Origin of the sequence: Vibrio sp. D431a, from assembly GCF_030248655.1 — a bacterium.
Classification (GTDB): Bacteria; Pseudomonadota; Gammaproteobacteria; order Enterobacterales; family Vibrionaceae; genus Vibrio; species Vibrio alginolyticus.
Genome location: NZ_JAHGAP010000024.1, coordinates 42,390 through 59,890, shown reverse-complemented (window position 1 = coordinate 59,890; position 17,501 = coordinate 42,390). Strand labels below are relative to the sequence as shown.

General features: G+C 41.9%; 19 protein-coding genes and 2 pseudogenes. 7 read left to right on the top strand and 14 right to left on the bottom strand.

All coding sequences use genetic code 11. The annotated features are described in order from the left end of the window. Positions 1 to 12: 12 nt before the first annotated feature. Positions 13 to 840, bottom strand: coding sequence for an MBL fold metallo-hydrolase (locus KJB35_RS19325; RefSeq protein WP_225452537.1), 828 nt, complete (start codon positions 838 to 840; stop codon positions 13 to 15). Between the two features lie 266 nt (positions 841 to 1,106). Beyond that, complete coding sequence (locus tag KJB35_RS19320) at positions 1,107 to 2,012, bottom strand: LysR family transcriptional regulator (protein ID WP_033906526.1); 906 nt, start codon at positions 2,010 to 2,012, stop codon at positions 1,107 to 1,109. 93 nt (positions 2,013 to 2,105) lie between these two features. On the opposite strand from KJB35_RS19320, the gene KJB35_RS19315 reads away from it, so the two are divergent. The 3 genes from KJB35_RS19315 to KJB35_RS19305 all read left to right on the top strand — a co-directional run bounded on the left by KJB35_RS19315 (position 2,106) and on the right by KJB35_RS19305 (position 4,520). Then, the gene (locus KJB35_RS19315) at positions 2,106 to 3,017 is read left to right on the top strand and encodes a DMT family transporter (protein WP_047104114.1); all 912 of its coding nucleotides are present in this window, start codon (positions 2,106 to 2,108) and stop codon (positions 3,015 to 3,017) included. A 196-nt stretch (positions 3,018 to 3,213) separates the two neighbouring features. Next, positions 3,214 to 3,675, top strand: a complete 462-nt coding sequence (locus KJB35_RS19310; RefSeq protein WP_047104117.1) for a carboxymuconolactone decarboxylase family protein — start codon at positions 3,214 to 3,216, stop codon at positions 3,673 to 3,675. Positions 3,676 to 3,779: 104 nt separating this feature from the next. After that, a complete protein-coding gene (locus tag KJB35_RS19305; RefSeq protein WP_213907022.1) occupies positions 3,780 to 4,520 on the top strand; it encodes a helix-turn-helix domain-containing protein in 741 nt (246 codons plus the stop codon). 119 nt (positions 4,521 to 4,639) lie between these two features. On the opposite strand, the gene KJB35_RS19300 is transcribed toward KJB35_RS19305, so the two are convergent. The 6 genes and pseudogenes from KJB35_RS19300 to KJB35_RS19280 all read right to left on the bottom strand — a co-directional run bounded on the left by KJB35_RS19300 (position 4,640) and on the right by KJB35_RS19280 (position 8,080). Further along, on the bottom strand, positions 4,640 to 5,134 hold the full coding sequence (locus tag KJB35_RS19300) for a YcxB family protein (protein WP_005388773.1): 495 nt from the start codon (positions 5,132 to 5,134) through the stop codon (positions 4,640 to 4,642). Positions 5,135 to 5,357: 223 nt separating this feature from the next. Further along, complete coding sequence (locus KJB35_RS19295) at positions 5,358 to 5,618, bottom strand: DUF5062 family protein (RefSeq protein ID WP_005376453.1); 261 nt, start codon at positions 5,616 to 5,618, stop codon at positions 5,358 to 5,360. An 82-nt stretch (positions 5,619 to 5,700) separates the two neighbouring features. Continuing rightward, positions 5,701 to 5,925 (bottom strand): annotated as a pseudogene (locus tag KJB35_RS19290) (Low-specificity L-threonine aldolase); the annotation flags it as partial. A 52-nt stretch (positions 5,926 to 5,977) separates the two neighbouring features. Then, the gene (locus tag KJB35_RS19285; protein WP_285356583.1) at positions 5,978 to 6,838 is read right to left on the bottom strand and encodes an immunity 49 family protein; all 861 of its coding nucleotides are present in this window, start codon (positions 6,836 to 6,838) and stop codon (positions 5,978 to 5,980) included. Between the two features lie 282 nt (positions 6,839 to 7,120). Next, a pseudogene (locus KJB35_RS28445) lies at positions 7,121 to 7,228 on the bottom strand (threonine aldolase); the annotation flags it as partial. Continuing rightward, positions 7,229 to 8,080, bottom strand: a complete 852-nt coding sequence (locus KJB35_RS19280; RefSeq protein ID WP_285356585.1) for an immunity 49 family protein — start codon at positions 8,078 to 8,080, stop codon at positions 7,229 to 7,231. Positions 8,081 to 8,436: 356 nt separating this feature from the next. Here KJB35_RS19280 and KJB35_RS19275 point away from each other — a divergent pair, with 356 nt between their 5' ends. From KJB35_RS19275 to KJB35_RS19265, 3 genes are all read left to right on the top strand, one after another. Further along, complete coding sequence (locus tag KJB35_RS19275; protein ID WP_213907686.1) at positions 8,437 to 9,051, top strand: PolC-type DNA polymerase III; 615 nt, start codon at positions 8,437 to 8,439, stop codon at positions 9,049 to 9,051. Between the two features lie 173 nt (positions 9,052 to 9,224). Then, positions 9,225 to 10,985, top strand: coding sequence for an ABC transporter ATP-binding protein/permease (locus KJB35_RS19270; RefSeq protein ID WP_213907687.1), 1,761 nt, complete (start codon positions 9,225 to 9,227; stop codon positions 10,983 to 10,985). 481 nt (positions 10,986 to 11,466) lie between these two features. Continuing rightward, positions 11,467 to 11,859 carry a hypothetical protein gene (locus KJB35_RS19265; protein ID WP_053307648.1) on the top strand — a complete coding sequence of 131 codons (393 nt, stop codon included), beginning with the start codon at positions 11,467 to 11,469 and terminating at the stop codon, positions 11,857 to 11,859. Between the two features lie 40 nt (positions 11,860 to 11,899). On the opposite strand, the gene KJB35_RS19260 is transcribed toward KJB35_RS19265, so the two are convergent. From KJB35_RS19260 to KJB35_RS19245, 4 genes are all read right to left on the bottom strand, one after another. Further along, entirely contained in the window at positions 11,900 to 12,904 is a 1,005-nt protein-coding gene (locus tag KJB35_RS19260) for a metal-dependent hydrolase (protein ID WP_262639931.1), read from the bottom strand. Positions 12,905 to 13,232: 328 nt separating this feature from the next. Next, on the bottom strand, positions 13,233 to 13,691 hold the full coding sequence (locus KJB35_RS19255; protein ID WP_005388759.1) for a hypothetical protein: 459 nt from the start codon (positions 13,689 to 13,691) through the stop codon (positions 13,233 to 13,235). A 93-nt stretch (positions 13,692 to 13,784) separates the two neighbouring features. Next, the gene (locus tag KJB35_RS19250) at positions 13,785 to 14,813 is read right to left on the bottom strand and encodes a phospholipase A (protein ID WP_262639930.1); all 1,029 of its coding nucleotides are present in this window, start codon (positions 14,811 to 14,813) and stop codon (positions 13,785 to 13,787) included. A gap of 226 nt (positions 14,814 to 15,039) precedes the next feature. Then, entirely contained in the window at positions 15,040 to 15,543 is a 504-nt protein-coding gene (locus tag KJB35_RS19245) for a DUF2938 domain-containing protein (RefSeq protein WP_025767821.1), read from the bottom strand. 84 nt (positions 15,544 to 15,627) lie between these two features. Here KJB35_RS19245 and KJB35_RS19240 point away from each other — a divergent pair, with 84 nt between their 5' ends. Beyond that, positions 15,628 to 16,035 carry a helix-turn-helix domain-containing protein gene (locus tag KJB35_RS19240; RefSeq protein ID WP_021707542.1) on the top strand — a complete coding sequence of 136 codons (408 nt, stop codon included), beginning with the start codon at positions 15,628 to 15,630 and terminating at the stop codon, positions 16,033 to 16,035. 72 nt (positions 16,036 to 16,107) lie between these two features. On the opposite strand, the gene def is transcribed toward KJB35_RS19240, so the two are convergent. Then, positions 16,108 to 16,614 carry a peptide deformylase gene (gene def, locus KJB35_RS19235; protein WP_005388756.1) on the bottom strand — a complete coding sequence of 169 codons (507 nt, stop codon included), beginning with the start codon at positions 16,612 to 16,614 and terminating at the stop codon, positions 16,108 to 16,110. A 234-nt stretch (positions 16,615 to 16,848) separates the two neighbouring features. Continuing rightward, a complete protein-coding gene (locus KJB35_RS19230; RefSeq protein ID WP_017635325.1) occupies positions 16,849 to 17,313 on the bottom strand; it encodes an ABZJ_00895 family protein in 465 nt (154 codons plus the stop codon). Positions 17,314 to 17,501: the final 188 nt, after the last annotated feature.

The window sequence follows — 17,501 nt, the reverse complement described above, 5'->3', positions numbered from 1 at the left end:
TATACCACGGTATTATAGTTCTTCTAGTTTTCCCTTAGCTAAATCTTCTTGTTGCTTAAGGAACATGAAGAAGTTTGCCTCACTGATAAACGGGTTACCGCTTGTGCCGAGCTTCTTCCTATTTTCAAAAAGGAAATTTTTATGTGGATGGTTCGAAAGGTTAACGTTCACAATAGGTGCCTGTAGTGAAATTTTTCTAATTTTCTCCATGCTAGTCAGGAACTGGCCAATAACTTCTGGATCATTGCTACTTACGCTATGCCCACCAACGATAAAAGCACGATATTGTTCGCCATTATCTTCAACAGTGAAGTCTAAGGAATAATCACCTTCCGTGTGGCCAGGTGTGAGATAGAACTTAAACTCATGTCCACCAATAGCCATAGAGCTATCGCTTTTTATCTCTATGTCTAAATTTGGAGGAAGGAACTTGTTCTCACCTTCGCTTTTGTTTGATTGCTGTATAGATAGTTCATGAGCGCTTTTGGTCATCACGACTTTGGAACCATACTTCTCTTGAAGTAACTGGGCGCCTCCAACGTGGTCAGAATGCCCATGAGTTACCAATATGTGCGTTATTGGCTTATCTTTTAGCCCTAGCTTCTCTAGGTTGATAGGTATCCACTCAGAGTAAGGGAAGTCAAGCGTATCAATGATAACAAGTCCGTCGTCTGTAGCAATGGCATATGATGAGACCCACTTGTCTCCTACATAATAGACATTATCAAACATCTGAAATGGTTCTACATAACCGTTCTTATCATTCATTGCTGGAACATATTGACTTAAGGAAGCAAAAGACGAAGCACTGAAAAGTAAACCTACAATAATTTTTTTCACGAAATCACACACAAATATATCCTTAATAATTTCTTATAGAACCTCGCGGATGAGAAAGCTCTAAACGATTTTCAGACGCAAATACAACTGCAAATACTTTCTACTTAGCTTTAGTTTTAGCTGACCGAATCACTTGTAAACTCGAATCCCATTAACTGCCTATGTATTCATGATTCTTTTAGAGGTTAAATAAATGAACTCAATTGAAGCAGAGTCATGAAGCTTCAATTGAGGTTACCGGCACAGCACAATGTGATAAACCTCTTTCAAGCAAACATTTGAATGCGATTTTTCCAATTTAAGACATGTTCAATAAATGCATCAACTCTTGCAGGCCTTTTATCGCGGTCTCGATACATAATGAATACTTCTTTACCCGAGCATTGCCATTCTGGCAACAAAGGCAGCAGGTTATGTTGATCATGATTTAGCTCATGAAAGTAATAGGTTGGAATCCACGCAATTCCTAAACCATGGATGACGGCGTCTCTAACTAGCAGTACATCATTTGAAGTGAATTGAAACTTTAGCGGATGATCAAATGTTTCATTGGTGATTTGATTAACTAATTTCCATTGGCTGTCGTTGTTTACCGTAATTAGGCGATGATGAACAAGTTGTTCTGGATGGGTAATCGGTTGGTGTTGTTCTAAATAGCTTCGTGATGCACAAAGCGCAAATGGAATCGACCATAATTTCTGAGCAATCCAGTCTTGTTCAATAAGATCACCAAGACGAAAACTAACATCGACACGGTTAGATACAAGATTGATTTTTTCATTCTGTACATCTAAATCGATACATATCTTCGGATGTTGCTCTGCAAATTCATAAACGCACCGCTTTAACCACATCTGTGTCATGTTAATTGGCGCTGATATTTTGATCGTTCCGCTTAAAGACTGACGCTCAGTCGCAATTCTCGATGTCACATTATTTAAGCTAAGAAGTAACGGCTCACAGAGTTGATAATATTTTTCGCCATCAGTTGTTAACGCAAAGTGGTGTGCACTGCGGTTAAATAGTCTGCAATTTAAGTTTATTTCCAGCCTTTTTAACTTCCGGCTTAGCGTGGCTAACGGGACATTAAGACGCTCAGATGCTTGTGTTAGGCTTTGATAGCGAGCAACAGAAACGAATAACAAAAGGTCATCCAAAGAGTGACGTTCCATATTTGGGATTAACCCTCTTAAATTTGGCTATTAAAAATCAAATATGAAATATATAGCATTATCGCGTCAAGTTAATTTTTATCAGGAAGATCTATGTCTAAGCATTTATCAATTTGGTGCGGTGTTGTTGTCGCTATCTTTTTTTGGTCTAGTAACTTTAACGTAATAAAGGCTATTAATAGCGATGTCTCTCCTTTGGATTCAGCGACGTTACGATTTTCCGTTGCAGCTTTAATACTCTTACTGATAAGAGGAACTAAACGCTCTCCATATGGAGCCAAACTCACACGAAAAAGTATGTTGTCGTTGTTTGTTATAGCAACCGTGGGTGTAACTATCCAAAACTTCTCTATTTTCTCTGCAATGAGCTTTACTACCCCAGTTAACGCAGCGGTTGTTCAGGCAAATCTACCACTTGTCACTATCTTGTTGTCGGGCTTTATTCTCAAAACTTCCATTTCGGTTAAAACTATTTTAGGTGCACTAATCAGTTTTTGTGGAGTGGTAATCGTCATTACAGGGGGAAATATTCATTCTATTAGCAGCAATAGTAATATTGGTGATCTATACATGTTATTTGCTTTAATTAGTGGGTGTTTATACACAATTCTAGCGAAGCGTTTAACATCTCATATCCCAGTAACTCAGCAGTTACGTTGGGTGTTAAGTATTGGTGCCATTCAAATGGTCGCTATAGCGATGTACCACGGCGACTTTAGCCGTAGCTTAAATGCCATAACATTTAAAGACCTATCACTAATAGCGTACATGAGCCTGTTTGGCACTTTGATCGCTTATTACTTTTGGATGAAAGGTGCTATCGTTCTTGGTCCAGATAAAATGTCTCCATTATTTAATATTATGCCGGTATTCACTCTACTGATTTCGTTCATTTCTGGTGAGCAGGCTCAATGGGAAAATGTTTTAGGCGTCTTTATCGTTGCGGCTGGCGTGTATATAGGTAACTCAGCACCTTTTGCTCGTTTACGGAAGGTGGTGGAGTAAAAATAGACGCCAACCTTAAGTCGCATTATTTAGAGCAATACTTTGTTAATTGGCATAAGTTTTCTTGGTTTCCAATAGGTACACTTTTCGCTTTCGTCGTTCACTCTTTTATCTAACTTTATTGAGTGCATGTCGAAAATCTTCAATCTTTTGCTAAGAGCGTTTTTTACTATGTAAAAAACAGAGGAGAATGACCATGAAAAAACGACTCAACTATATTGAAGTAGCGCCAAAAGCAATAGAAATCCTATACGCTCAGGAAGCTTACTTCCATGAACAATTTAGCCAATCAGAAACTATGAACATGATCATATGGGAACTGGTTAAGTTACGCATATCGCAAATCAATCAATGTGCATTTTGTATCGACATGCATAGTAAAGATGCGCTTAAGTTAGGTGAAAAGCCGGAACGCATATGGGGGCTTAGTGCATGGAAAGATATGCCATTCTACAGCGATGCAGAACACGTTGCACTAGGTTGGGCTGAATTACTAACTGCTGGCCTACCAGTAGATGATGATAGCTATCAGCTGACCTTGAATACCTTTGGAGAAGAAGCTATGGTCAACCTAACAATTGCGATCAACGCGATCAATAGTTGGAACCGAATAGTTAAGGCATTTAAGCCAAAGGTTGGAGTCTATAAACCTCGATAATTCTATTTGACGGTTCTTACTTGTAAGCCACTGCTTATACCTCAACTTAATAGGATGAAAAGTACATGTGTATCACTTTCTCATTTAAGTTGAGGTTAAATAGGATGATTCATTTGAACTTAGAATTTGATATTTTAAAACCTCAAAAGGCTTTAGCTGGCTATGTTCAAGCCATTTGGTCAGCATCCGTCAAACCTGATACGACGCAAACCGTACGTAAACAATTACTCAGTGATGCTGGTACAGGTGTGGTATTCATTTTACAGAATGAAGTACAAATAGATGGTGAGTGGCAGACGCCGGGGGTTGTCCTACTGCCTATAAGCATTCTGGCACATCAGGTCTGCCTACCGCCAGGCGCGGTGATGACTGGCGTACGCTTTCATCCTGCTGTTGGTTATCAACTATTTGGTAAACGTCTAGAACAGCTATTGCGGATTCAAGACGACCACCCTTTGGCTTCTTCTGCACTAGCAACATTTGAGTCTCTGCAAACAGCTCGTTCGGCATATGCAAGGATTTCTACGTTATATCGCTGGGTTCAAACACTGATTGAGGAATATGAACCGCAGTATGTCGGCCACATTATTGAACAACCTACAGGGACCATCAGTCAGCGCCAGAGAGAGCGCAATTTTCAGAAATGGTTGGGGATTACTCCTAAACATTACCAACGCATTAAACGAGTGAAGCACACTTTAGAGCAACTCCGAGCGCAACCCGATCTTACTTTATCGGAATTGGCGCTGGAGCAAGGCTTTTCCGATCAAGCACACATGACTAGAGAGTGTAAGCAGATTGCGCGCATGACACCGAAGCAGTATGTCCGAAAGAGAAACCTCTAAGCCTTATTAGCTTTCTACATCAAACCCAATTGATTCAGAACCGACGATATACTTGCTACAATGTTCGATCATATATCACCTACTTTTTAGAACGCTCATTCCAGCTTGATATGAGCTGGTTAGCTCGCTTTTGATGCCGCGTGCTGCTCTACCATAAACGCGATCACTTCTTCGTTTAAGCAAGATTTGCTGATGTATTGGCGTTGTTTACCAAGGTGAAGGATAAAGCCCAAATCAGTTTGTTCGAGTTGGTCGATTTCATTCCAAGCGAGGCTGCGGTCAACTTTACCGCTTTTGTAGCGCACGCCATCTGCATTCACTTCAAACACCACTTTACTGCCGCGGCTTGAGCTGATGGTTTGACGCCACAGCCACCAAGTTCTTTTGAAGTAAACGCTGCACGCTTCAATCACACTCAATACGATAAAGAACCAACCGACGTAACCGTTAGGTAGCAGTTCAAACTCCAATAAAACCACACCAAAAATTAGAAAGAGGATCCCTTTCAAATACGCTTGCGGGAACTTAACTGGCTGGCTAGTTTGATCATAACACTCAGCAAAAAATGGCTTGTCGAGTGTGTATTCTGTAGTGAATTCGAAATCTTTAGACATGTATGGTTACTTCAAGGCTTCTGTAAATGAGTATTCTTGGTTGCACTCTTGCAACGCGAGCATTGTAGCGCTTCTCTGGCTTTATCTTTAGCCCTTTTGATGCTGTTTTGTAAATCAATGATAACGAAACATTAGAAGACCTCGGTGCACTCGCCAAGATCAAACAAGGCGAACCATTTGCCTCGCCTTGTTAATTAATGACCTATATGACTTATGAGGTTTTCTACTTTAGAGGGTCGTTGTCTGGCAATGCACTGTGTATCCAGACTGCCAGTCGGTGTTTGATGCTTGCGCCGTCTAGCTTGCTTTCCGGTAATGGGGTGATCTGTTTGGCATCAACCAAGAATAGGTAAATCGCTTTTACTCTTAGAGGTTGTGGTGACTGAGGAAGGTCAAAGCCTTGTAGCTTCGCCATCTTCCCACCAATCTCTAGTGCCTTCTTAACCAGTTTGTCTTCATTGTGAAGTTTGGAGCTTTTTGACATTGATAAATCCTCTTCTTCGCTTCAATTAAGAATACATGAAGTGTCGCGTATGGCGTGTTAGTAAGCTCGCATATTGATAAGTTTATGCCTTCTTACCGAGTAACTGATTGAAAAACGACCTTAATTCGTCATCACCAAGATTGAGCAGGTAGTCACCAATATACCATTCAACAATCGATTGATTTGGATGTGCCGTGACTTGCGGGTTACCAAACCAAATGCCCTTTTCCGTGGCAAACGTGTGTTGGAGTTCTTTCAACTCTTCGCAGCTAAATGGCAGGATAAGGTGCAACATGTTTGCTCGAGGTGCTGCCGAACGGCATTGCTGCAGACACTACATAAGGTGTTCTATTAATGATTTATTTAGAACAAAGATCCTGTTCACCGTAAACGAGCCATTTCGGCAAATATGCGGTTTCTGGAATTGTCCAGCCATACTTATCGTATGCCAATGCAGCAAGACCAATCAGTTTCAAAGAAACATTCCCTTTTGGCGAATAACGAACATCTTCATTCATGTAGAACTGGTAATGCGCCTCTAACGCATCTCTCAGTGCTTCTTGATAATGCGCCTCATCGCCATCGATAATGGCAACAAACACATTCACAAATGGAATAAACAAAGAATGTACATAGGGCACTCTGGTTGATTCTAAGTATTGCGGAGAAGATTTCTCCATCACAGTTTGCAATAACTCAGGTAACGCTGATGAATTGCTAAATACACCGTTAACGAACTCGACTAGCGCAACATCGAATGGATCTTTTAAACGCACTAACGACTCATCCATGATGGTCATCAGCTCTACGCCGCGCCAATCTCTCGCGGCCATCGTTAAACAGATTTCATCCAACCAAGCATCCATCGTTCCCCCTGCAACAGAACGGTTACCTACTTCCGAAAAATGTCGGTGCCCAACGAAGAATTCAACAACTTGCTCTGAATGATTGGCCAGCAAGTACACGTTATTCAGTAACTCAAGCGCCCTTTTTATGTAAGCTGGCGAGGCCTGATGTTGTCCGAATTCGGAAGCGGTGAAGAATGCCTCAAGCGAATCCCAAGCATCGCCTTTCATTCTTTTAAGAGGTTGCTGATAAAAAGATTGTTTTTCATCAAGCATTTTTTCCCAAAAACTATAGAAACGTTCGTCTTCTTCACGAAAAATACGCAATTTTCTTTCTTCAGGTATCTCTAAATAGTGATTTTTCATTGGTTCCATCGTTCCCTAGCCTCGCATTATAAGTTGTTCTAATTTTTGCCGTGATGATAATCATCCTCAAAATCAAGCATTGAATGATGCCGAAGTTGTTTTATGAAATCAATTTATAATCAGTATCTTATATCGAAAAGCAATACTTAATTGAAATGAATCGAAAAGCCGCCTGTGTCCAGTTAGTTGTTTTGTAACAAGGTTTCGGCATAAGGCTACGATGATTAACTGATGTAGCCGATCAGATCGTAACTTCCTGATTTAGTTCCATCGAATTACGCAACAAAGCCCAATGATCTTGTAGATTTGTTTTGTTCGCTCAAACAGAGCCCGCAGCTGCGCCAACCTTTCATCGAACGGCATTGCCGCAGACACTACATAAGGTGTTCTACTAATGATTTATTTAGAACAGAGATCATGCTCACCGTAAACGAGCCACTTTGGCAAATATGCGGTTTCTGGAATTGTCCAGCCATACTTATCGTATGCCAATGCAGCAAGACCAATCAGTTTCAGAGAAACATTTCCTTTTGGCGAATAGCGAACATCTTCATTTATGTAGAACTGGTAATGCGCCTCTAACGCATCCCTCAGTGCCTCTTGATAATGTGCCTCATCGCCATCGATAATGGCAACAAACACATTCACAAATGGAATAAACAAAGAGTGTACATATGGCACTCTGGTTGATTCTAAGTATTGCGGGGAGGATTTCTCCATCACAGTTTGCAATAACTCTGGTAACGCTGATGAATTGCTAAATACACCGTTAACGAACTCGACTAGCGCAACATCGAATGGATCTTTTAAACGCACTAACGACTCATCCATGATGGTCATCAGCTCTACGCAGCGCCAATCTCTCGCGGCCATCGCTAAACAGATTTCATCCAACCAAGCATCCATCGTTCCCCCTGCAATAGAACGGTTACCTACTTCCGAAAAATGTCGGTGCCCAACGGAGAATTCAACCACTTTGTCTGAATGATTGGCCAGCAAGTACACGTTATTCAGTAACTCAAGCGCTCTTTTTATATAAGCTGGCGAGGCCTGATGTTGTCCGTATTTTGAAGCAGTGAAGAATGAATCAAGCGAATACCAAGCGTCGCCTTTCATTCTTTTGAGAGGTTGCTGATAAAAAGATTGTTTTTCATCAAGCATTCTTTCCCAGAAGCTGCAAAAATTTTCATCTTCTTCACGAAAAATACGCAATTTTCTTTCTTCAGGTATATCTAAATAGTGATTTTTCATTGGTACCCTAGCCTCGTATTATAGTTGTTATAATTTTTCGCCGTGAAGATGTTCATTCTCAAAATCAAGCAGTGAATGATGCCGAAGTTGATTTATAAAATCAATTTATAATCAGTATTTTATATCGAAATTTAATGCTTAATTGAAATGAATCAAAAGGCCGAAAAACATTTGAGATATAAGGCTAATGCGCAAGCCACGATGGGTAAGCCAGAACGTACCTGTCCATAAACAATGGACGACGAACACTGACTTTGTGGAGTAAAGATAAACAGATATTCACCATTGCGTTCGCCTTTCTTTTTCTGTCGCTTTCGATAATACTCTTGCGCAATATTACTCAGCTGGAAAATTTTATGCCTCAAGCAAACTCTGTGGTCGTACTCGACTTTGAAACCACAGGTCTCTCTCCTACTTTAGGTGATCGCGCAATAGAAATTGGTGCAGTAAAGTTAGTCGATGGCGAGGTTGTCGATAGTTTTCAGCAACTCATGAATCCCGGTTTCAGAGTGAGTTCTTTCATTGAGAACTACACCGGCATTACCAACAATATGTTGCGATCGGCACCAAGCTGCGAAGAGGTAATGGCGTCATTTAGTGAGTTCATTGCAGGCGAAAACCTTATCGCTCACAACGCGTCCTTCGATAAACGATTTTTAGATGCGGAGCTTGAACGAATCAACTGTGGTTATTCGGGTGAGTTTGCTTGCTCCTTACTAGTGGCAAGACGGCTCATTCAAGAAGCCCCATCACATAAGCTAGGTGAACTTGTTCGCTATAAAAATATCGACAACGACGGTGTTTTCCACCGAGCACTAGCCGATGCGCAAATGACAGCCAAGCTTTGGCTCTTAATGGTCGAAGGGATAGAAAACTCAGGCATCGAAAAACCAAGTTTTAAGTTGATGCAAACGGTCAGTAAAACAGCCAAAGGAAAAGTCGACCTGCTACTCGCCAAAAGCCGTGCGTAACACCCTCCGAACTAAAAGCGGATTCTAGTCTCTTCGACGTTTAAGTGATTTTCGATATACATGCGATATTGGTTATCCCAGTTAATTTCCTGATCCGAAAGCGGTAGTTCGCTGGTCTCACCAACCAAACTGGCTTACTATGCCAGGTACCTAAAACGCTTTGTGAGTCACTCATGAGCAGAAAAAATAACAAAAATCTCAGCATTCTTCTTAAACTCAACACCTTTGTTTCACCTTATAAATGGCGTGTTGCTGCTGCCTTAGTTGCCCTAATCGCAACAGCCAGCCTAACGCTATCCGTCGGCTACGGCGTGCGCATTCTTATCGATCAAGGCTTTGCTCAGCAATCATTGCAAGAGCTTACCAATGCGATTCAGTTTATTGTCGGTGTCACATTGTGTATTGCCATTGGGACTTTCTTTCGCTTTTACCTTGTCTCTTCCGTAGGTGAGCGCGTTAGTGCGGATATTCGCCTTGCGGTGTTTAACCATGTGATTACGCTGCATCCGAGCTATTTTGAGACTAACAGTAGCGGCGACATAATGTCGCGCCTGACTACCGATACCACATTGCTGCAAAGCATTATTGGTTCATCGTTCTCGATGGCGATGCGTAGCGCTTTGATGTGCTTTGGGGCCATCATAATGTTGTTTGCCACTAACGTTAAGCTCACGCTGATTGTGCTTGCTTCTGTGCCTTTGGTTCTGGTTCCGATTTTGTTTTATGGACGACGAGTGCGTGCGCTCTCTCGCAAAAGTCAGGATTCAATGGCCGATGTCGGAAGCTACGCTGGAGAAGCGATAGAACATATTAAAACCGTGCAAAGTTTTAGCTCAGAGTCGCATGAACGAGCGGCTTTTGCTGTCGAGGTGGAAAAAGCTTATGAAGTAGGCAGACAGAGAGTAAAACAGCGCGCGATCCTAATATCAGGCGTTATTGTGATTGTGTTCAGCGCGATTTCAGGCATGCTTTGGGTAGGCGGCAGCGATGTGATTCACGGAAAAATGTCTGCGGGTGACCTAGCCGCATTTGTGTTTTATGCCATTATGGTTGCCTCATCGACTGCAACCATTTCCGAAGTCATGGGTGAATTGCAAAGAGCCGCAGGTGCTACCGAACGGCTGATTGAGATCCTTCAAGTAGACAGCGATATTAAAGCGCCGAACAACTATTTGCCTGTCCGTTCCGACATGCCTGCTGAGGTTAACTTTAATTCGGTGAGTTTCAACTACCCTTCTCGCCCAAATCAACCAGCAATCAAAGAATTAAATCTAACCGCTGAACAAGGAAAAGTACTGGCGTTAGTCGGCCCTTCTGGTGCAGGTAAAACAACACTATTCGAACTGCTGCAACGATTTTATGACCCACAGCAAGGGCAAGTGTTGTTTGGTGGTGAAGATATTCGACAGTTCGACCCAAACGAGCTTCGACGCCAAATGGCGCTCGTACCACAACAACCAGCGCTGTTTAGCCATGATGTTTTTCATAATATTCGCTACGGTAATCCTGAAGCGACGGATGAACAAGTTATCGAAGCCGCGAAAAAAGCCCATGCCCATGAGTTTATTGAGAAGCTTCCCGAAGGCTATCACAGCTTTTTAGGCGAGCGCGGCGTTAGGCTATCGGGCGGACAAAAGCAGCGCATTGCGATTGCTCGCGCGATTCTAAAAGATCCAAAAATCTTACTGCTAGACGAAGCTACCAGCGCCCTTGATAGTGAAAGTGAACATCACGTTCAACAAGCACTTGAAGCTCTAATGAAAGGACGCACAACGCTGATTATTGCTCATCGTCTTTCGACTATCCAACATGCGGATAAAATTGCGGTGCTCGACAATGGCGAGTTAGTCGATGTTGGTAACCACCAATCATTAATGCAAAGCTGTGAGTTGTATCAGCGACTTGTGGCATTGCAATTTAAGCACTTGGAGTAACGCCTAGTTAAGCGTTCAAAAGTAAGCAAAGGCGGACCAAATAATTTAATAACAGGAGTTTAACGATGTTTTTGTGTCAGTCCAGCGAGCCTTGGCGAGACTAAGAATCTAGCTCTGAGTGGTTAATGAGATAATTTAGACCATGAAGAGCTAGGATAGAAGATCCCACATCATGTCCCATCGTCGCTGTACAAGGTGACGAAATACAAAAGATGCCACTCGCAGTTAAACGAGCGGCATTAAACCAAGCAGCTCGCCTTTTAACAAAGGAATTCCAGTAACCAGCGTATTCTCCCTTCAACTAGAAACACTCGTTCACAACTACCATATAAAACCCAATCAGCTTCACTTGTAACAATTCAGGTTTCAAAAATAGGAAATCATTACTGAAAAAGTTTACCGCGTTTTGTGTTGCTATCTATGGTTACAATATTCGAGACATCAATGCCTTTAAACCAAGCAACACAAAAGCGGCACCGATATGAACAGCGAAGCGAATCAACTATTTTCTTATCTATGTCAGCGATACGATGCGCTTTCTCAAGAGCTTGAGTCTCGCCCTTTTCCTGAATTTTCTGAGACTATTACTCATCCTCTTGGGCACTGTTTAGTCCGTTGCCCAGCAGGTAGCCAACGCTTTTCTATTGTAGCAGTCAACTTTGCACCCTCCGTTCGCGGGCAAGGCGTGCTTACTGCATTTATCGACTACATCAAAAGCAATCCTTACCACTACCAAGGTGTTGAGGTTGCAATCATTGAAAACAAGAACTTAGCTAAACGGCTTTTGTCTCTTGGCTGGAAGTACAAGTCCCTGTTTGGCAAGATTTTCTTCGCTAGCAAGCCGACCCTAGTAAAGGACTTTCAGTCTGCGTAATAGTTATTACGAAACCGCATCGACATCCAAAGTAAAACCATCACTCAAAATCCGTAAGCATGTTGAAAAAAACTTGGCGATCTTCTGCAGTACTTCCTCGATGAGCAGTGTATTCAACGTGCGCGTCTGCGCTGGCTTTTGGGGATAGATTGATGCCCCATAACGCATTAATTTGGTTTGGTACGATGGAATAACGCATATCAACAATTCGCATTTCATTATTCGGATCCGTCGCTACAAAACCGTTTGAAAACCAACGGAAACGTTCGATGTCTCTTGCTTGTTGCGATTGCGGGTTTAGCCACGGAAATTGCTCTTTTATATTTAACTTTGGAGTTGATTCGCCAGGGTAAATTTTTATTGAACGCCCCACCCTTACGGCATCTACATAGTAGCTCTCTTCCGTTTCATAAATTAGTTTCCAAACCAAAAGATTGCTGAAACTTGGTTTGGCTTTTAATTGTATAGCGTTGTGTTGTCGCTCTTTGACGATTTCCCAACCAGCTACTTCTGCTCTATCTCGTTGTATCGTTCCAAGACTTAGGTAAACCAGGCACCATAAAAATGCAATGCGGGCATAGTTTGGGCTTCGCTTCAGTGCAACAAACAAAAGCAATATTAAAATAGGGAGTGTGAACGCGGGGTCGATTACCGAAATAGTGTTCCAAGCATAACGCGTGTTGCTTATCGGCCATAGAAGCTGTGTTCCATAACTGGTGCATGCGTCTAATAACGCATGGGTACTATAACCAAGCGCGCAGTAAAACCAACTCTGCCGGAAGCTTAGTCCTCGCTTTTTTGCGAACAATGGATACAACAACAAAGCACAAATGAAACTACCAAACGGGATAAACAAGAGCGAGTGAGTAAATTGGCGATGGTATTCCAAATACAGCAAAGGATCAGTTGAAGAACGGATTAGCACATCTAAATCCGGAGCCATCCCAGAGACCACGCCCAACACGCCAACAACTGCAAGGTTTCGCTTGTTGCTCACCGCCAGTGGCAAAGCTGCACCCAATAAACCTTGCGTTAACGGATCCATCGTTCACTTCCTTTAGATAGATGAAGCTCAGCTGGAAAGCGTACACGCTCAATAGTCGGTTCCAATTTAAAAACCAGAAGGTTCTTCGACATAAATTATCCGCATTTAAGTGGAAAATAATACACGACTTAGTCATGCATTTGCTTGTTTAGCAACAAACACCTTGATTTAGTGTAAGAAGGAATCACGCCGTTCGCTAGTGAACGAACAAATCTGAGTCTAGGCTTGTTTGGTATTTCAAACCCGAAGGTTTATCTGACGCGAAAAAACAAGGCGATCCAAATGGCTCGCCTTGTTTCTAATTTACTGAACGATAAACGACAGGTGTTTAGTCTTGAGGATTCTCTTTCGCGTTGATTTCAGCGTAAGTGTGCAGCAGCTCCGTCAATGTTTTTACCCACGCAAAAACATCCGAAGGTGCATTTTCGATTAGTTTTTCCACTAGCGCACAGTGTGTTTCTAGCGTGATGGCCTCTTCCAAACGGAATGAGATCGCGTAGAAATGCCAAAGCACCAATCGCGTCATTCGCTCGCTATTTTGCTTTGCGTTGTCTGAGTCATCAAACGCTTGTTGAATTTCACTCAGTGCGATTGCTGTCATGCGTAGCATTGCATCAAGACGTGCAGACAACATGCGGTCTTCACTATCCACTTCTTCTTGATCAAAAGTGAACAGCTCATTCATCACGTCTTCTGGCACCATTTTACTGATCATACGAGCACTAAACTCTTCCAGCTCATGGCGAGGCATAGTTACAAGACAATCGAAGGTGTAATCACGAAGCATAAAATCACTCTAGGTTAGAAATCAATTTCAGCCTCGCATTCTAAATATTGAAATTTCAATTGCCAGTGTTAATTTCTATCCATCTACGAAAAACTACAAAACACCGTTGATTGCAATACCAACACCAATCCGCTGCTGATTATGATCATAGTCGATCAAGCTCTTACCATAACCCGCTGAGTATTGTGCGTACCCCTGAACTTTGCCCCAAATCGGAAATGACACACCCAGTTCTGCAAAACCCTTATGTGTTTGAAAGTTCTGGCGACCTAAAAAGGTAAACTCGTAACCATTCCACTTGTAAGCACTCGATAGCTCAAAGTGTCCCATATAGTCTTCGATATCCGGGTTATCATCACCTTTGGGATCATTAGGCGATGTCTTTTCATCTTCAGGTATACGCCACCAAGGCTGGATAGAAACCGCAAAATTGTCTTTTGCAAAGGTTAAGTTGGCATAGACACGGTTCCAACTGCGCGATAGCTCCTGTCTCTGACCGTTAGACTCATGTTCAATACCAAAACCTAACCAAGTCGAACCATCAAGTGGTTTCCAGTCTGTTGGGGTGTAGTAAAAAAGCTCTGGACGATAATTGGTTTCACGGAATGGACGAGATGCTGCACCCGTGTATACCTGCCAAAATGATTTAAGAGTCATTCCAAAAAACAGACCATCTCCATCAAACAACAAGTCATCATAGTTCATTGGTACTTTAAAACTGATTTGGAACTCCGCCTCTTCCTTACGCAGTTCATCGCCGTATTTGGTGTCGGCATACGCGCGTTTATTTACACGATCACTGTATGTAAACGGAAGAATATAGTTAACGCGATGCGCGACTAGGCTAAACGGTTCGAACGCGTTTTCTCGTTCTGATTCCAAACGCTTGTCGACCAAACTTTCCTGAAGTTCTTCAGGCTCTTCAATTTCTGGATCTGCGGGCACTGTGCTGGTTACTGTGTCAAGCTCACACTCCGCGCGAATGCTCTTTATGGTTTCTTCACCTTTGCTTTGCTTTATTTTGTCTAGCAAACATAAATCATAAGCACTGGCTGTTTCTCCCATCGCAACTGGCGCTGCCAATAAACTCAGTATTGATATCCCTGCCACTTTTGAAGCCATCTGAAACCCTTAATATTCTTTATGTCAAATCAGATAATTTTAGTTTTTCTTGGTAAACCGTTTGCCATTCTGACGTTAAGGCAATGTTAAATGTCCGCCGACTTTACGTCTTGTATAAATTCAACAGACTTTAGACATATCGGTCAACTATGATCAAAGCGCAAAAAACAACCAAGAGTTGAGCATCATAGATAAAAACCACTCGTTTGCATGATGCTCATGTTCTCTATGCAAAATACTGGCTCGTAACTTTGATTGCAAACCCGGCTATGAATAAACCCAAACCATAACCCAAATGCGCCAATGTGCTAAGAAAACGGGCTTTCCAAGGTGTTGGGGTTTTACTCGCAGCAAAACCAAATCCTAGACAAGGTTGAATGACCAAAAATGGGAAGATCAACGTTACCACGCCTGTAATTAAGCTGGGCATTAGACTGGGCTCTACCAACCAATGATGACCAAAAACAGTAACGTGAGCCAAAGCGAAAGTAACGCCGATGGCATAATGCAAAAACCAGCCAAGTGACTTTTCTCCCGGCATCGCCTCTGACGCCATAATTGGCGCATGCATAAACTTTCCTTGGGGCATGTACAAAACCCAGCGCGCAACCAACGCATAGTTTAATGAAGGAATACCAAACACTCTCCTTTGTAACCATGCCCATAAATCCATTATCAAAGTGGCACCAATCCCTATTAGCACCGCTTGCAATCCCATTAAAAGCAGCATTTTTCTCTCCTCAAGTTTTTGATTTGTTAAGGTCTTAGTTGCATGCTACAACTTAAAGCCAACTTGAAGTCAATGGGGAATAATATGGATATTGCAGAAGTGGTTAGAAAATCAGGATTGCCGACTTCAACGCTCAGGTACTACGAACAGCTGGGGTTAATTCGCTCGATAGGAAGGAATGGATTGAGACGCCAATATTCACCAGAGGTACTCAATACACTCAATTTAATTAGTTTGGGGCGTATCGCTGGAATATCGCTTAACGAAATGGCAGAAATGTTGAATCAATCAGAAGTTTCAAAGCCATATATCGATCGTGACTTACTAACGAAAAAGGCACTTGAGATTGATGAGCAAATAAAACGTTTGAAAGCGGTGCGAGACAGCCTAAACCATGTTGCCACCTGCCCTCATGAGTCACATATGGACTGTTCTTCATTTCAAAGGCTTATGAAGGTCGTAAAGCGTTATGTCCCCCAAAAGCAGAGATAAACCGCTCTCCCTACCGTCCTATTCTTGATTTACAAGGAAGTAACTCGCGGTTGTGAGTTACTTCCTTTCATATTACTTAGCTTGCGATTTTACGTACTTCTTCACTTTTTTCATCGCCATTTTTTGCTTTAACGGTGAAAGGTAATCAATGAACAAGTTACCAGATAGGTGATCAATTTCGTGCTGCATCACAATCGCCAAGAACTCATCGCTCTCGATTGTAATCGGGTTGCCATCACGGTCTAGTGCAGAAACAACAACTGACGTGTAACGCTCTACATCTGCGTAGTACTCAGGAACAGATAGGCACCCTTCTTGACCAAGTGCTTTGTTTTCTCCGCTCACCACTTCTGGGTTAACCAAGATTAAAGGATCATTGCGTTCGTCAGAGATATCGATGACAACAACCGCCTCTTTTCTGCCTACTTGGGTTGAAGCTAAACCGATACCATTGCCCGTTGCGTAAAGTGTTTCTAGCATATCGTCTATCAGCGTTTGTACTGTCGATACATCAGTGACTTTTTCTGCTTTTACTTTAAGCCTTGGGTCTGGAATGGAGAGAATTTCGAGGACTGCCATACTTACCTTTCATATCTATAAATCGTAATTCGTGGAGAATTATACACACGTTTCTCGATACATAAACCTGCTAAGCTATCTTGCGCACAAGGCATAAACCATTAACTCAAACGACAACACAATAAATGGGTTTGCCTTTTAAACAAAAAATCCTACAAACAGGAAACTAAAACGCCAGCACATTATGGCTGGCGTCTTGTCATGATCCTAATTGAATCGTTTGTTGTATTTTATCTACTGACTTTCCTTGGCTTTGAGTAATACTCTAATCGCCATTTTCTCACCACTTTTTAAAATTAAGTAGGCGATGCCAATCGTTATTAGCATTATGATAGCAATAAAAATACTTACCCCACCGAGCTCAGATAATAAATAAAACGGAGAAATATCTAACGACATTAAGATAAGAGAGAACACTACCAAACTTGCTAAAGTCCACAGTAAAACAGCATACCATCTTGTTTTTGATGGCATTACATCTCCAGTCTTGTAGCCGAAGTAATAACCAACACTCATGGCTGGGATTAACGTGCTAAGAAAGCCTGTACCACTCATTTCTATCCCAACAATATATTCAATGGCCAACAGCAATGCAGCCCAACAAACGGACGCCAGACACAACAGAGACGTAACAAGAAGTACCGATGGTGGCTGGTTTATTTCTGATTCTGAATAGTTATTTTTTAATTCCACTTTCATTTCTTTCCATTTATTTGAATAAAATAAGCGTTTTAGATCATGCTTCCGCTTGGACAACCTAGAGAAACAACACCACAAGAAATACAACTTGTAGCTTTTTAAATAGTTTTATTTTCATTTAACCTAGATTCCAACTAACTGTTATTTTTAATAACTAAACCCTCTCTCTCAAATTGTATATTCAATAA

Excerpts from the sequence above, each read along its gene's own strand:
- KJB35_RS19275 (WP_213907686.1), top strand. The coding sequence starts at position 8,437 with ATGCCTCAAGCAAACTCTGTGGTCGTACTCGACTTTGAAACCACAGGT.
- KJB35_RS19310 (WP_047104117.1), top strand. The coding sequence starts at position 3,214 with ATGAAAAAACGACTCAACTATATTGAAGTAGCGCCAAAAGCAATAGAA.
- KJB35_RS19320 (WP_033906526.1), bottom strand. The coding sequence starts at position 2,012 with ATGGAACGTCACTCTTTGGATGACCTTTTGTTATTCGTTTCTGTTGCT.
- KJB35_RS19265 (WP_053307648.1), top strand. The coding sequence starts at position 11,467 with ATGAACAGCGAAGCGAATCAACTATTTTCTTATCTATGTCAGCGATAC.
- KJB35_RS19260 (WP_262639931.1), bottom strand. The coding sequence starts at position 12,904 with ATGGATCCGTTAACGCAAGGTTTATTGGGTGCAGCTTTGCCACTGGCG.
- KJB35_RS19270 (WP_213907687.1), top strand. The coding sequence starts at position 9,225 with ATGAGCAGAAAAAATAACAAAAATCTCAGCATTCTTCTTAAACTCAAC.
- KJB35_RS19315 (WP_047104114.1), top strand. The coding sequence starts at position 2,106 with ATGTCTAAGCATTTATCAATTTGGTGCGGTGTTGTTGTCGCTATCTTT.
- def (WP_005388756.1), bottom strand. The coding sequence starts at position 16,614 with ATGGCAGTCCTCGAAATTCTCTCCATTCCAGACCCAAGGCTTAAAGTA.
- KJB35_RS19300 (WP_005388773.1), bottom strand. The coding sequence starts at position 5,134 with ATGTCTAAAGATTTCGAATTCACTACAGAATACACACTCGACAAGCCA.
- KJB35_RS19250 (WP_262639930.1), bottom strand. The coding sequence starts at position 14,813 with ATGGCTTCAAAAGTGGCAGGGATATCAATACTGAGTTTATTGGCAGCG.
- KJB35_RS19285 (WP_285356583.1), bottom strand. The coding sequence starts at position 6,838 with ATGGAACCAATGAAAAATCACTATTTAGAGATACCTGAAGAAAGAAAA.
- KJB35_RS19280 (WP_285356585.1), bottom strand. The coding sequence starts at position 8,080 with ATGAAAAATCACTATTTAGATATACCTGAAGAAAGAAAATTGCGTATT.
- KJB35_RS19295 (WP_005376453.1), bottom strand. The coding sequence starts at position 5,618 with ATGTCAAAAAGCTCCAAACTTCACAATGAAGACAAACTGGTTAAGAAG.
- KJB35_RS19255 (WP_005388759.1), bottom strand. The coding sequence starts at position 13,691 with ATGCTTCGTGATTACACCTTCGATTGTCTTGTAACTATGCCTCGCCAT.
- KJB35_RS19305 (WP_213907022.1), top strand. The coding sequence starts at position 3,780 with ATGATTCATTTGAACTTAGAATTTGATATTTTAAAACCTCAAAAGGCT.
- KJB35_RS19230 (WP_017635325.1), bottom strand. The coding sequence starts at position 17,313 with ATGAAAGTGGAATTAAAAAATAACTATTCAGAATCAGAAATAAACCAG.
- KJB35_RS19240 (WP_021707542.1), top strand. The coding sequence starts at position 15,628 with ATGGATATTGCAGAAGTGGTTAGAAAATCAGGATTGCCGACTTCAACG.
- KJB35_RS19245 (WP_025767821.1), bottom strand. The coding sequence starts at position 15,543 with ATGCTGCTTTTAATGGGATTGCAAGCGGTGCTAATAGGGATTGGTGCC.